This window comes from Paraburkholderia sp. CNPSo 3281, from assembly GCF_024206515.1.
In the GTDB taxonomy this organism is placed as follows: Bacteria; Pseudomonadota; Gammaproteobacteria; order Burkholderiales; family Burkholderiaceae; genus Paraburkholderia; species Paraburkholderia nodosa.
Window position 1 is genome coordinate 63,535 of record NZ_JAMBPS010000024.1, and the last position, 13,125, is coordinate 76,659.

At 65.3% G+C, this 13,125-nt stretch carries 13 protein-coding genes; 8 read left to right on the forward strand and 5 right to left on the reverse strand.

The window, feature by feature from the left end:
• Positions 1-33 precede the first annotated feature (33 nt).
• The 5 genes from M3I56_RS22515 to M3I56_RS22535 form a co-directional block, all read right to left on the reverse strand.
• A complete protein-coding gene (locus M3I56_RS22515) occupies positions 34-813 on the reverse strand; it encodes a peptidylprolyl isomerase (RefSeq protein ID WP_028206990.1) in 780 nt (259 codons plus the stop codon).
• 69 nt (positions 814-882) lie between these two features.
• Positions 883-1,191, reverse strand: coding sequence for a BolA family transcriptional regulator (locus M3I56_RS22520; RefSeq protein WP_254355878.1), 309 nt, complete (start codon positions 1,189-1,191; stop codon positions 883-885).
• A complete protein-coding gene (locus M3I56_RS22525; protein ID WP_254355879.1) occupies positions 1,188-1,721 on the reverse strand; it encodes a septation protein A in 534 nt (177 codons plus the stop codon). The genes M3I56_RS22520 and M3I56_RS22525 overlap by 4 nt, the downstream gene beginning before the upstream one ends.
• A gap of 102 nt (positions 1,722-1,823) precedes the next feature.
• Positions 1,824-2,243, reverse strand: a complete 420-nt coding sequence (gene msrB, locus M3I56_RS22530; RefSeq protein ID WP_201696977.1) for a peptide-methionine (R)-S-oxide reductase MsrB — start codon at positions 2,241-2,243, stop codon at positions 1,824-1,826.
• A 50-nt stretch (positions 2,244-2,293) separates the two neighbouring features.
• Positions 2,294-3,892, reverse strand: a complete 1,599-nt coding sequence (locus tag M3I56_RS22535; protein ID WP_254355880.1) for a YdiU family protein — start codon at positions 3,890-3,892, stop codon at positions 2,294-2,296.
• Between the two features lie 157 nt (positions 3,893-4,049).
• On the opposite strand from M3I56_RS22535, the gene M3I56_RS22540 reads away from it, so the two are divergent.
• From M3I56_RS22540 to M3I56_RS22575, 8 genes are all read left to right on the forward strand, one after another.
• Positions 4,050-5,738 (forward strand): 3-(methylthio)propionyl-CoA ligase, encoded by a 1,689-nt coding sequence (locus tag M3I56_RS22540; RefSeq protein ID WP_254355881.1) that lies wholly within the window; start codon positions 4,050-4,052, stop codon positions 5,736-5,738.
• Between the two features lie 245 nt (positions 5,739-5,983).
• Entirely contained in the window at positions 5,984-8,065 is a 2,082-nt protein-coding gene (locus M3I56_RS22545; RefSeq protein ID WP_254355882.1) for a 3-hydroxyacyl-CoA dehydrogenase NAD-binding domain-containing protein, read from the forward strand.
• A 46-nt stretch (positions 8,066-8,111) separates the two neighbouring features.
• On the forward strand, positions 8,112-8,747 hold the full coding sequence (pncA, locus tag M3I56_RS22550) for a bifunctional nicotinamidase/pyrazinamidase (RefSeq protein ID WP_254355883.1): 636 nt from the start codon (positions 8,112-8,114) through the stop codon (positions 8,745-8,747).
• A gap of 53 nt (positions 8,748-8,800) precedes the next feature.
• Positions 8,801-9,979 carry an acetyl-CoA C-acyltransferase gene (locus tag M3I56_RS22555; protein WP_254355884.1) on the forward strand — a complete coding sequence of 393 codons (1,179 nt, stop codon included), beginning with the start codon at positions 8,801-8,803 and terminating at the stop codon, positions 9,977-9,979.
• A 174-nt stretch (positions 9,980-10,153) separates the two neighbouring features.
• Positions 10,154-10,456, forward strand: a complete 303-nt coding sequence (locus M3I56_RS22560) for a Dabb family protein (RefSeq protein ID WP_028206999.1) — start codon at positions 10,154-10,156, stop codon at positions 10,454-10,456.
• Positions 10,457-10,464: 8 nt separating this feature from the next.
• Positions 10,465-10,992, forward strand: a complete 528-nt coding sequence (locus M3I56_RS22565; protein WP_254355885.1) for a PaaI family thioesterase — start codon at positions 10,465-10,467, stop codon at positions 10,990-10,992.
• A 111-nt stretch (positions 10,993-11,103) separates the two neighbouring features.
• Entirely contained in the window at positions 11,104-12,102 is a 999-nt protein-coding gene (locus M3I56_RS22570) for an NADP-dependent oxidoreductase (protein WP_254355886.1), read from the forward strand.
• Positions 12,103-12,190: 88 nt separating this feature from the next.
• A complete protein-coding gene (locus M3I56_RS22575) occupies positions 12,191-13,072 on the forward strand; it encodes an SDR family oxidoreductase (protein WP_254355887.1) in 882 nt (293 codons plus the stop codon).
• The last annotated feature ends 53 nt before the right edge of the window (positions 13,073-13,125 follow it).

The window sequence follows — 13,125 nt, forward strand, 5'->3', positions numbered from 1 at the left end:
GCAAATGCGCGGCAAACGAGCCGCCATGCAACCTTACTGAATCTTCGCTTGCTTGCGCAGGTTCTCTTCGAACGCCTGCAGCTTTTCCTGCTGGATCTGCTGGACGATCTGCGGGCGCACCTGTTCGAGCGGCGGCGGCGTGACCGGGCGGATGTCGTCCACGCGGATGATGTGCCAGCCGAACTGCGTGTGCACCGGCGTATCGGTCATCTGGCCTTTTTGCAGATGCGTGGCCGCGGTCGCGAATTCCGGCACATAAGCCTTCGGATCGGACCAGTCGAGGTCGCCGCCGTTCTTGGCCGAGCCCGGGTCCTTTGAGTACTGCTTCGCGAGGTCTTCGAAGCTGGCGCCAGCCTTGATCTTCGCGATCAGGTCCTTGGCCTGCTGCTCGTTGTCCACGAGGATGTGGTGCAGGTGGTATTCGCTGCCGCCCGCATCCTTGGTCAACTGGTCGTAGCGCGCCTTGACTTCGGCGTCGCTCGGCTGGTTGTTCTTCACGAAGTTCTGGATCAGCGCGCGCAGCACGACGGTCTGCTGGGCCACGGCGATCTGCGCCTTCACGTCGGGGTTGTTCGGAATGCCTTCGCGAATCGCTTCCTGCATGAGGATTTCGCGGTTCACGAGTTCTTCGCGTACCGCCATTTGCAGTTGCGGCGAATCCTGCTGGCCTTGTTGGACAAGCTGCTGGACCAGCGCGTCGGCGCGCGCTTTGGGAATCGGCGTGCCGTTCACGACGGCGATGTTCTGCGCAAAGGCGGGAGCCGCCGCGCACGCAGCCAGCAACACCCAAAGATGGGTTTTCTTCAAGGTCATCGGAAAGTCCTAACGGGGCGAACCAAAATGGCGAACAAAAGGATCAAGCAGGTCGAAATCTAACGTGGGCTACCGGGGCAGCGCCGCGGCTTCTTCGGGCGTGAGCGCCGTAATCGCGAGTGCGTGGATGCCGCGCTGCATGGCCTCGGCCAGCGCATCATACACCATGCGATGCCTTGCCACGCGGGCTTTCCCCGCGAATGCGCCCGCAACGATCGTGACATGATAGTGACCGCCGGCAGCGGCGCCCGCGTGTCCGGCGTGCTGCGCGCTGTCGTCGCGCACGTCGATGGAAACGGGGGCGAGCGCCGCGCTCAGGCGCGTTTCGATGAGCGCCATGCGCTCGGCGGGGCTGGCGTTGAGAAAGACGTCGCTCATTCTTCTTCCTTCATGTAACGCGAAAGCCACAGGCTCTGGCCGACGATGAACACCACGAGGATGCCGGTCGCGCCGAACAGCTTGAAGTCGACCCACGCGTCGGTGGAAAAGTGAAACGCCACGAAGAGATTGAGAATGCCGAGCAGCGCGAAGAAGATCGACCAGACGAAGTTCAGTTGCGTCCAGATGCGCGCCGGCAGGGTGATCTGTTTGCCCATCATCGCTTCGATGAGGTTCTTGCCGAATGCCACTTGCGAAACGAGCAGCACGACCGAGAACGCCCAGTAGAGCACGGTGGGTTTCCACTTGATGAAGGTCTCGTCGTGCAGCATCAGCGTGGCGCCGCCGAACACGACGACGATGCCGAGCGAAAGCCACAGCATCGGGTCGACCTTGCGGTGACGGAATGCGACCCACGCGATCTGCACGAGCGTAGCTCCAATCGCCACGGCCGTAGCCGTAAAGATGCCCCACAGCTTGAAGGCGACGAAAAAGAGGATGATCGGGAACAGATCAAACAGGAATTTCATTATCGGCCTGAGAGTTGACGAATTGAGCCCGGCAAAAGCGGGCACGACGCTGTCAAGGCCGCATTGCGCCCCGCGCGGGGCGCGGGGCTGCCTTGCCAACGTTCACTTGGGCTCGAATTGTAGCGCAGCCGAATTGATGCAATACCGAAGGCCCGTCGGGGCCGGACCATCCTCGAACACGTGGCCGAGGTGCGCGCCGCAGTTCTTGCAGCGCACCTCGATGCGCAACATGCCGTGCGTGCGGTCGGTTTTCTCCTCGATCACCTCGCCGTTGATCGGGCGGAAGTAGCTCGGCCAGCCACAGCCGGCGTCGAATTTCGTGTCGGACTCGAAGAGCGGCGTGCCGCAACACACACAGTCATAGACGCCCCGATCGAAGTGGTCCCAGTACTTGCCCGTGAACGCGCGCTCGGTCGCGGCGTGGCGCGTGACCTGATACTGCGCGTCGTCGAGCTGCTCCCGCCATTGCTCGTCGGCTTTGTAGCCCGGGTAGGCGGTGGAGTTATGGTCGTCCTGGCTCATGTTGGGTTCCTGTCGGGTAGGAAACAAGGATCACGTAGATGGGGGCGCGCTCACGAAGAGCAACTGACTTCGAGCGAACTCGCCCAGTCGGGCGGCAGCCCTGCGTACGACGCGTTTTCGGGCTGCTCGTCGAATGGCCGCTCCAGCACCTTGGCGAGCCGCTCGACTTCGCTGAAGTCCTTTTGCGCGGCGCGCTCGATCGCCGTTTGCGCAAGGTGATTGCGCAGCACGTATTTCGGATTGGTGCGGTTCATCGCTGCTGCGCGCGCGGCGTCGTCGCGTGTTTCGTGCGCGAGGCGCGCGCGGTAGTCGGCGGCCCAGGCGTCGAAGGCGGCGCGATCGAGAAAGAGATCGCGCACCGGCGTGTCGCCGCTCGCGTCATGCTTCGAGACGCCCGCGAGATGGCGATATGTGAGCGTGAAATCGGCACGGTTCGCATGCATGATTTCGAACAGCTTGTTCGCGAGCGCGTCGTCGCCTTCGCGCTCGTGTTCGAGGCCGAGCTTCGCGCGCATGCGCGCTTCGAGCGCGGGCGCGAAGTGCCCCTTGAAGCGTTCGAGCACACCTTGCGCGTCGGCCACCACGCGTTCGCCGCGCTTCTTTTCGTCGGCGATCTCGTAGTGCGCGCCGAACAGCGGCACGAGCGCCTGCGCGAGGCAGAAGAGATTCCAGTACGCGATCTGCGGCTGCATGCGGTACGCGTAGCGGCCCTGCGAATCCGAATGATTGCAGATGTGGTTGGCGTCGAAGCCGTCCATGAAGCCGAACGGACCGTAGTCGATCGTGAGGCCGAGGATCGACATGTTGTCGGTGTTCATCACGCCGTGGCAGAAGCCCACGGCCTGCCACTCGACCATCAGCGCCGCCGTGCTGCGCACCGCTTCGTCGAGCAGGGCGAGGTACGGGTCGTCGGCTTCGCGCAGTTGCGGATAGAAGCGCGCGATCAAGTGGTCGGCGAGCGCGCGCAGCGCGTCCACATCGTCGTGGGAATAGAAGTGCTCGAAGTGGCCGAAGCGCACGAAGCTCGGCGACACGCGCGTGACGACCGCAGCCGTTTCCATGTCTTCGCGGCGCACGGGCTGGTCGGAGCCGATCACCGTGAGCGCGCGCGTGGTCGGTATGCCGAGATAGTGCATGGCCTCCGAGCACAGAAATTCGCGGACCGACGAGCGCAGCACCGCGCGGCCGTCGCCCATGCGCGAGTAGGGCGTGCGGCCCGCGCCTTTGAGCTGAATCTCGTTGCGCGTGCCCTCGTGCTCGACCTCGCCGAGCGTGAGCGCGCGGCCGTCGCCGAGCTGGCCCGCCCATACGCCGAACTGGTGGCCGGAGTAGACCGTTGCGTGCGACATGGTCGAAGGCGAGCGCTCGCGCGTGAAATTCCCGCAGAAGAACGCGGCGAACGCGGGATCGGCAACAGCCGATGCATCGAGGCCGAGTTGCGCGGCCATGGCCTTCGAAAAGCCGACAACGTAAGGCGCAGGCAGCGGCGCGCCGGGCAGCCGCGTGTAAAAGCGGGCGCCGAGTGCGGCGAAGGCGTCGTCGCGCGGCACGATCAATGCGCGTTCGAAGTCGGCGAGCGGACCGGTGGCGGGCGTGTGCGTAGCGGACGAGCCGCCTTGGGAGTCGGGAGTGCCTGGTGAAAACGACATATTGAGGGCCTGTTGAATACTGGATATTGTAAGTCCGCACCCGCCGGCGTGCTGGGGCGCGTTCGAAGCTTGCCGGCGCGCCAGCGACAGACGAGAACGTAGTACGCGAAAGACAACGACACCGAACGCCGATCAAACGCGAAGGAGACCGCTACCGATGAGTGCGCCGCTGCTGGGACAGATGATGGATGTGCCGCTCACGCTCCCGTCGTTGATCGCGCATGCGGCGCGCCATCATGGCAGCGCGCAGATCGTCTCGCGCCGCGTCGAGGGCGATATTCATCGTTACACGTACCGCGAGTGCGAAGCGCGCTCGAAGCAGCTTGCCCAGGCGCTGATGGCGCTGGGCGTGGCGCCGGGCGAGCGCGTCGGCACGCTGGCCTGGAACGGCTACCGGCACCTCGAAGCCTATTTCGGCGTGACGGGCTTCGGCGCCGTGTGCCACACCGTCAATCCGCGGCTCTTTCCCGAGCAGGTCGCGTGGATCGTCAATCACGCCGACGACCGCTACGTGCTGTTCGACACCACGTTCGCCGCGCTCGTCGACACGCTCGCACCGCAATGCCCGAATGTGCGCGGCTGGGTCGCGCTGTGCGACGAGTCGCACCGGCCGGCAATGCGCACGGAAGTGCTCTGCTACGAAACGCTGCTCGCCGCGCAGGACGGCAACTACGTGTGGCCCGAACTCGACGAGCGCAGCGCCTCGAACCTTTGCTACACGTCCGGCACCACGGGCAATCCGAAAGGCGCGCTCTACACGCACCGCTCTTCCGTGCTGCATGCGTATGGCGCGTCGCTGCCCGACGCAATGGGGCTTTGCGCGCGCGATGCCATTATGCCGGTCGTGCCGATGTTCCATGTGAACGCATGGGGCATTCCGCATGCGGCGCCGCTCACGGGCGCGAAGCTCGTCCTGCCCGGCAAGGATCTCGACGGCAAGTCGCTCTACGAACTCATGGAAGCGGAAAGCGTAACCGCCTCGGCCGGCGTGCCCACGGTCTGGCTCGGCTTGCTGGCGTATGTGCGCGGAGCCGGCGTGCGTTTTACCACGCTCCAGCGCACGGTGGTCGGCGGCTCGGCCTGCCCACCGGCGATACAACGCGCCTTCGAAGACGACTACGGCGTGCAGACCATCCACGCGTGGGGCATGACGGAGATGTCGCCGCTCGGCACGCTCTCGAGGCTTAACTGGGAGCAGGCGGAGCGCCCGCGCGAAGCGCAGCAGGCGCTGCTCGAAAAGCAGGGTCGCGTAATCTTCGGCGTGGACATGAAGATCGTGGGCGAAGACGGGCGGGAATTGCCGTGGGATGGCGTGACGTTCGGCGACCTGCACGTGCGCGGGCCGTGGGTGATCGACCGTTATTTCCGCCAGGAAAGCGGCTCGCCGCTCGTGGACGGCTGGTTCCCCACGGGCGACGTCGCCACGATCGACCCCGACGGCTTCCTGCACATCACCGACCGCAGCAAGGACGTGATCAAGTCGGGCGGCGAGTGGATCAGTTCGATCGACCTGGAAAACATCGCAGTGGCGCATCCGGCCATCGCGGAGGCCGCGTGCATTGCCTGCGCGCACCCGCGCTGGACCGAGCGGCCGCTCATCGTCGCGGTCAAGAAGCCCGGCGCCGCGGTCACGCGTGAAGAACTGCTCGCGTACTTCGAAGGCAAGATCGCGAAATGGTGGCTGCCCGACGACGCCGTGTTCGTCGACGAATTGCCGCACACGGCAACGGGCAAGCTGCAAAAGCTCAAGCTGCGCGAGCAGTTCCGCGCATACGTGCTGCCGACTGCGCTCGCGGTGGAGGGGTGTCCGTTCGACCCGGCGCAAGACGCCGCGAAGCCCGGGTAGGCCGCCCCGAGCCACCCGCGCAGCCGCGCAAGGTTCTCCGGCGCAGCCATCTGGCTGCGTTTTTTTTCTTCCGACTTTTGCCCGCCGACCCGCCAGATTCGTACGTTCAGTACAAACCCTGGCGTCCGCAGCGCAGCAAAAAATTGAACGAACGTTCTTTTTTGGGTATTCTGCCTGCTGACCGGGAATGTCGGACAATGATGCCGACGACGCACATCGCGGCCCGCAAGCATGGAGGCAGGCAAATGGCAGTGGACTACACGACTCGCGACGGCATCGCCGTCATCACGCTCAATAATCCGCCCGTCAACGGCCTCGGGCATTCGACCCGCGCAGGCATTGTCGAGGGCCTCGCGCGCGCCGCGAGCGATCCGGCCGTTGCGGCCATCGTGATCACCGGCGCCGGCAAGGCGTTCTCGGGCGGCGCGGACATCACCGAGTTCAACACGCCCAAGGCGATGCAGCAGCCCACGCTCCACACCGTCATCAAGGAAGTCGAAAAGAGCGCGAAGCCGGTCGTGGCCGCGATCCACAGCGTGGCCATGGGCGGCGGTCTCGAACTGGCGCTCGGCGCGCACTACCGGGTCGCCGCTGCCGGCGCGCAGATCGCGCTGCCCGAAGTGAAGCTCGGCATTCTGCCGGGTGCGGGCGGCACGCAGCGTCTGCCGCGTGCGATCGGCCTTGAAGCCGCGCTCAACATGATCGTCACGGGCGCGCCGGTGATGAGCGAAAAGCTCGCGAATTCGGGGCTCTTCGACGCCGTGACGCAAGGCGATCTGCTCGACGAGGCGATCGCATTCGCGCGCAAGGCGGCCGACAAACCGGGCCCGCATCCGCTCGTACGCAACCGCAAAATCGAACATGCGAACGCCGAAGGCTTCCTGCAGTTCTCGCGCAACTCCGTTGGCGCGATAGCGAAGAACTACCCCGCGCCGGTCAAGTGCGTCGACGCCATTGCGGCGGGTGTGAAGCAGGGCTTCGAAAAGGGCCTCGCCTTTGAGCGCGAATGCTTCCTCGAACTCGTGCAGACGCCGGAAAGCCGCGCGCTGCGCCACGCGTTCTTCGGCGAGCGCGCCGCGAGCAAGATTCCCGATGTGCCGTCGAGCACGCCCACGCGCGACATCCAGAAGGTCGCGGTGATCGGCGCGGGTACGATGGGCGGCGGCATCACGATGAACTTCCTCAACGCGGGCGTGCCGGTCACGCTGCTGGAAACGAAGCAGGAAGCGCTCGATCGCGGCCTCGCCACGATCCGCAAGAACTACGAAGCGCAGGTCAAGAAGGGCAAGCTCACGCAGGAGAAGGTGGAAGCGCGCATGGCGCTCATCAGCCCGACGCTCTCCTACGACGACCTCAAGCAAGCCGATCTCATCATCGAAGCCGTGTTCGAAGAACTCGGCGTGAAGGAGCAGGTGTTCAAGCGCCTCGACGAAGTCGCCAAGACTGGCGCGATCCTCGCCTCGAACACCTCGACGCTCGACGTCGACAAGATCGCGGCGTTCACGAAGCGTCCGCAGGACGTGGTGGGTCTGCACTTCTTCAGTCCTGCCAATGTAATGAAGCTGCTCGAAGTCGTGCGCGGCAAGGAAACGGGCAAGGACGTGCTCGCCACCGTCATGCAGGTCGCGAAGAAGATCCGCAAGACGGCCGTGGTTTCGGGCGTGTGCGACGGCTTCATTGGCAACCGCATGATCGAACAGTACGTGCGTCAGGCGCTCTACCTGCTCGAAGAGGGCGCGCTGCCCGCGCAAGTGGACCGGGCGATCGAGAAGTTCGGCTTCGCGATGGGTCCGTTCCGCATGAGCGACCTGGCCGGCAACGATATTGGCTGGGCTATTCGCAAGCGCCGTTATCAGGAACACCCGGACATGAAGTACTCGAAGATCGCCGACCGTCTGTGCGAGACCGGCCGCTTCGGGCAGAAGACCGGCGCGGGCTGGTACGACTACAAGGCGGGTGAGCGCAACGCGCTGCCGTCGAAACTCGTCGACGAGATGATCGCGGCGTACTCGAAGGAAGCCGGTGTGGAGCGCCGCAAGATCAGCGACGAGGAAATCGTCGAGCGTCTCGTGTTCTCGCTTGTCAACGAAGGCGCGAAGATTCTCCAGGAGGGCATCGCTTCGAAGGCGTCGGACGTCGACATGGTCTATCTCACGGGCTACGGCTTCCCGCTGTGGCGCGGCGGCCCGATGCTGTATGCCGACACGGTCGGCCTCTACAACGTCGAGCGCGCCATGCGCCGCTACGCGCAGCAGCGCAATGGCGAGGCGTGGGAAGTCGCGCCTTCGATCGTCGATCTGGCTGCCACGGGCGGTACGTTTAACTAAGCATCATTCACGGACGCAAAAGCGGACGAACAGGCGAACGAACATCATGAGAAGCGCAGACGACGTGCTCCTGCTGATCGACCTGCAATACGACTTCATGCCCGGCGGCGCGCTTGCCGTCGCGCATGGCGATGAAGTCGTGCCGGTCGCGAACCGGCTCGCGCAGGGCTTCAGCCAGGTGGTGCTCACGCAGGACTGGCACCCGGCGCAGCACGTTTCGTTTGCGGCCAACCACGCGGGACGCGCGCCGTTCGAGACGACGGCGCTGCCCTACGGCGAGCAGGTGTTATGGCCCGTGCATTGCGTGCAGGGCACCGAAGGGGCTGCGCTGCATCGCGACCTGAACGTGCCGCACGCGCGCGCGGTGATCCGCAAGGGTCATCACGCCGACGTGGACAGCTACTCCGCGTTTCTCGAAGCCGACCGCAAGACGCCCACGGGCCTCGCGGGTTATCTGCGCGACGTGGGCGTGAAGCGCGTGTACTGCTGCGGCCTCGCGACCGACTATTGCGTGGCGTGGTCGGCGCTCGACGCGCGCGCCGCGGGCTTCGAAACCGTGCTGATCGAAGACGCCTCGCGCGCCATCGACCTGAACGGCTCGCTTGCCGCCGCGTGGCAGCAGTTGCTTGCCGCCGGTGTGAAGCGCGCGCAATCGGCCGAGGTGCTGGCATTGTCCGCCTGAACGTCCAATCAAAGACATCCTCTGGATTCAATATTCGTAGTGGGAGACATCGCATGACTGACGCCGTAATCGTATCGACCGCCCGCACGGGCCTCGCCAAATCCTGGAAGGGCGCCTTCAACATGACGCACGGCGCCACGCTCGGCGGGCACGTGACGCAAGCCGCCGTCGAGCGCGCGAAGATCGACCCCGCGCGCGTGGAAGACGTGATCATGGGCTGCGCGAACCCCGAAGGCGCCACGGGCGCGAATATCGCGCGCCAGATCGCGCTGCGCGCGGGCCTGCCCGTGAGCGTGCCGGGCATGACCGTGAACCGCTTCTGTTCATCCGGACTCCAGACGATCGCACTCGCTGCGCAACGCGTGATCGCGGGCGAAGGCGACGTGTTCGTCGCGGGCGGGGTGGAATCGATCTCGTGCGTGCAGAACGAGATGAACCGCCACATGGTGGCCGAAGGCTGGCTCAACCAGCACAAGCCCGAAATCTACTGGAGCATGCTGCAAACGGCCGAGACGGTCGCGAAGCGCTATGAAATCTCGAAGGAGCGCCAGGACGAGTACGGCGTGCAGTCGCAGTTGCGCGCGGCGGCCGCGCAGGCAGCGGGTCTCTTCAACGACGAAATCGTGCCGATGACGGTGCTCGCCGGGGTTGCCGACAAGGCGACGGGGCAGCTCGTCACGAAGGAAGTGACGATCGCAGCCGACGAAGGCATTCGCGCCGACACCACGCTCGAAGGCGTTGCGAAGATCCGCACGGCGATGCCGGGCGGCGTCATCACGGCCGGTAACGCGAGCCAGTTCTCGGACGGTGCGAGCGCCTGCGTCGTCATGAACGCGAAAGTCGCGGAGCGCGAAGGCCTGCAGCCGCTCGGCATTTTCCGCGGCTTCGCCGTGGCGGGCTGCGAGCCGGACGAGATGGGCATCGGTCCTGTGTTCGCCGTGCCCAAGCTGCTCAGGCAGACGGGCCTGAAGGTCGAGGACATCGGCCTGTGGGAGCTGAACGAAGCGTTCGCGGTGCAGGTGCTGTATTGCCGCGACAAGCTCGGCATTCCGGCCGACCGCCTGAACGTGAACGGCGGCGCGATTGCCGTCGGTCACCCGTATGGCGTGTCGGGCGCTCGCCTCACGGGCCACGCGCTCATCGAAGGCAAGCGCCGCGGTGCGAAGTTCGTCGTGGTGACGATGTGCATCGGCGGCGGGCAGGGCGCTGCCGGCCTCTTCGAAGTCGTCTGACGCCGGGGCGCGGCAGTGGACATGCCCGCTGCCGCACTCGCGATTTCATCGCTTTCCCGCTGCTATACGCCCGCCGGGCCGCCCTCGCGCTCGAGTCGCTGCGGGTATCATGACGGCTGTCGGCGCGCGCACGGTGCGGCGCCTGTTCCCATGCAGACTGAAAGAGGTGAGTTCGTGATTCGTCATATCGTGATGTGGAAGCTCAAGGAGTCGGCAGAAGGCGCGACGCGTGCCGAGAACGTCGTGAAGTTCAAGGCGCTGCTCGAAGCCTGCCGCGATCTCGTGCCGGGCACGCTGCACCTCGAAGTCGGCGTGGCCGGCCCGGGCCTCGCTTCCACGTTCGACCTCGTGCTCGTTTCCGACTTCGCCGATCAGGCCGCGCTCGACGGCTATCAGGACCATCCCGAGCATCTCGTCGTGAAGCAGTTCGCGAAGCTCGTGGTCGAGTCGCGCCAGTGCGTGGATTACGTGGTCTGAAACGCATCATGACCGGTACCTCAGATCAATCCCAGGGCGGCGGCGCGCCAAAAGGCGAAGACGCTCAACAAGCGCAACCATCGCTCACGATCATCGAGAGTCCCTTCGTCGAGCATCTCGGCGCGCAACTCGTGAGCGCGCGTGACGGCGCGAGCGAAGTCGTGCTGCCGCTCGCCGAGCGGCATCTGAATACGTGGGACGTCGCGCACGGCGGCGTCACGATGACGCTCGCCGACATCGCGCTCGCCATGGCGGCGCGCAGCGTCGCCGCCGACGGCGTGGGCGTCGTCACCGTCGAAATGAAAGTGAACTTCATGCAGCCGGGGCGCGGCGAATTGCGCGCCACCGGCCGCGTGCTGCACCGTTCCACCACGATGGCCTATTGCGAAGGCGAGATTCGCGACAGCGAAGGCCATTTCGTCGCCAAGGCGCTCGGCACCTTCAAGTACATGCGCCGGCTTGCAGTGGGCCGCGACGTGACACGTCAGCGTCTGCGCAGCGACCCCAGCGCGCGGCCGGGACCGAGCGACGGTTAAAACGCGCAATCGGGCGCGTGCGAGGGCTTTGCTCGTGCGCGCCCGGTTGCTGTTCTCTCGCGCGGCAGGCGTGCAACGCCTCGCCGCGCCCAATGAAGCAACACGGACGCCATGACCCAGACCAATCGCCAGATCCTGCTCGCTTCGCGCCCGGAAGGCGCCGCGAGCGTCGATAACTTCCGCCTCGTCAAAACGCCGCTCGCACCGCTCGAAGAGGGCCAGCTGCGCGTGCGCAACCACTACCTCTCGCTCGATCCGTACATGCGCGGGCGGATGAACGACAGCAAGTCGTATGCGGCGCCGCAGCCGCTCGACTCGGTGATGATCGGCGGCACGGTGGGCGAGGTGGTTGAGTCGCGCAACGCGAAGTTCAAGGTCGGCGACAAGGTCGTGGGCATGTTCGGCTGGCAGGAGTTCGGCACCTCGGACGGCAGTGACCTGCATGTCGTCGACACGACGCATGTGCCGCTTTCCGCGTACCTCGGGCCGGTGGGCATGCCGGGCGTGACCGGGTGGTACGGCCTGAATCGCATCATCGAGCCGAAGGCAGGGCAAACCGTCGTCGTGAGCGCGGCGAGTGGCGCGGTGGGCAGCGTGGTCGGCCAGCTTGCGAAGCGCGCGGGCTGCCGCGCGGTGGGTATCGCGGGCGGCACGGAAAAATGCCGCTACGTCGTGGAGACGCTCGGCTTCGACGCATGCGTCGATTACAAGGCTGGCAATCTCTATCAGGACCTCAAGGCTGCGACGCCGGACGGCGTGGATGGCTACTTCGAGAACGTCGGCGGCGCGGTGCTCGACGCTACGCTCGCGCGCATGAACGCGTTCGGCCGCATCGCGCTGTGCGGGATGATCGCCGGTTACGACGGCGAGCCGATGCCGCTCAAGTATCCGCAACTGCTGCTCACGCAGCGCCTGCTCGTGCAGGGCTTCATCGTGAGCGAGCATATGGAAGTGTGGCCGCAGGCGCTGACGGAGCTGGGTACGCTGGTCGCGAAGCAGCAGCTTGCCTATCGCGAGACCGTGGCCGACGGGCTCGAGAACGCACCCAGCGCGTTCCTCGGCATGCTCAAAGGCCAGAACTTCGGCAAGCAGCTCGTCAAGCTGATCTAACTGTCTCAAGGCCAGCGCAAGCGCCCGGAAAGGGCGCTTCGCGTTTCCGTCCGCGGTATTCACCGCAACCTTCACCGCAGGATTCGCAATGTCCGAACCGTTTGAGTTCGACGGCCGCGTGGCCGTCATCACGGGCGCGGCAAGCGGCTTTGGCCGCGCGTTCGCGCAGCAGGCCGCAGCGCTCGGCATGAAGCTCGTGCTCGCCGATGTCGATCAGACGCTGCTCGACGAAACCGTCAATGCATTGCGCGAAGGCGGCGCGCAGGCGATCGGCGTACGCACCGACGTGCGCGACGCCGCGCAGGTCGACGCACTCGCGAAGGCCGCGCTCGACACCTATGGCAAAGTCCATCTGCTCTTGAACAACGCGGGCGTCGGCACCGGCGGCTTCGTGTGGGAAAGCAGTGCGCGGGACTGGGACTGGGTGTTCGGCGTGAACGTGATGGGCGTGGCCAACGGCGTGCGCAGCTTTACGCCAGCCATGCTTGCGCAGGGCGAACGCGCGCATATCGTCAACACGGCTTCGGTGGCGGGGCTGCTTTCACCGCCCGCCATGGGCGTGTACAACGCGTCGAAGCATGCTGTGGTCTCGCTCACCGAAACGCTTTATCACGACCTGAAGAATGTGACCGACAAGGTGAGCTGCTCGCTGCTGTGTCCGGCTTTCGTGTCGACCGGCATTGCGAACGCCGAGCGCAGCCGCCCCGACGATCTGCGCAACGAGGTGCCGCCCACGCGCTCGCAGCAAGCCGCCGATCTGCAGTTGCAGCGCGCAGTGCGTTCCGGCAAGCTCACGCCAGACGACGTCGCGAAGGCGACGTTCGACGCCGTGCGGGAAGGGCGCTTCTATATCCTCACGCATCCGCAGATTCTCGCTTCGGTGAAGCTGCGTCATGAGGATATCGAAACATTGCGCAACCCGACCGATCCGCTTTCGCTCAAACCTGAAGTCAAGAAAGCGCCGCAATAAATGCAGCGCACGGGATCCGCGCCACGCCACTCACCGCGAAGATCGCACTCGTG

Excerpts from the sequence above, each read along its gene's own strand:
- M3I56_RS22515 (WP_028206990.1), bottom strand. The coding sequence starts at position 813 with ATGACCTTGAAGAAAACCCATCTTTGGGTGTTGCTGGCTGCGTGCGCG.
- M3I56_RS22520 (WP_254355878.1), bottom strand. The coding sequence starts at position 1,191 with ATGAGCGACGTCTTTCTCAACGCCAGCCCCGCCGAGCGCATGGCGCTC.
- M3I56_RS22525 (WP_254355879.1), bottom strand. The coding sequence starts at position 1,721 with ATGAAATTCCTGTTTGATCTGTTCCCGATCATCCTCTTTTTCGTCGCC.
- msrB (WP_201696977.1), bottom strand. The coding sequence starts at position 2,243 with ATGAGCCAGGACGACCATAACTCCACCGCCTACCCGGGCTACAAAGCC.
- M3I56_RS22535 (WP_254355880.1), bottom strand. The coding sequence starts at position 3,892 with ATGTCGTTTTCACCAGGCACTCCCGACTCCCAAGGCGGCTCGTCCGCT.
- M3I56_RS22540 (WP_254355881.1), top strand. The coding sequence starts at position 4,050 with ATGAGTGCGCCGCTGCTGGGACAGATGATGGATGTGCCGCTCACGCTC.
- M3I56_RS22545 (WP_254355882.1), top strand. The coding sequence starts at position 5,984 with ATGGCAGTGGACTACACGACTCGCGACGGCATCGCCGTCATCACGCTC.
- pncA (WP_254355883.1), top strand. The coding sequence starts at position 8,112 with ATGAGAAGCGCAGACGACGTGCTCCTGCTGATCGACCTGCAATACGAC.
- M3I56_RS22555 (WP_254355884.1), top strand. The coding sequence starts at position 8,801 with ATGACTGACGCCGTAATCGTATCGACCGCCCGCACGGGCCTCGCCAAA.
- M3I56_RS22565 (WP_254355885.1), top strand. The coding sequence starts at position 10,465 with ATGACCGGTACCTCAGATCAATCCCAGGGCGGCGGCGCGCCAAAAGGC.
- M3I56_RS22570 (WP_254355886.1), top strand. The coding sequence starts at position 11,104 with ATGACCCAGACCAATCGCCAGATCCTGCTCGCTTCGCGCCCGGAAGGC.
- M3I56_RS22575 (WP_254355887.1), top strand. The coding sequence starts at position 12,191 with ATGTCCGAACCGTTTGAGTTCGACGGCCGCGTGGCCGTCATCACGGGC.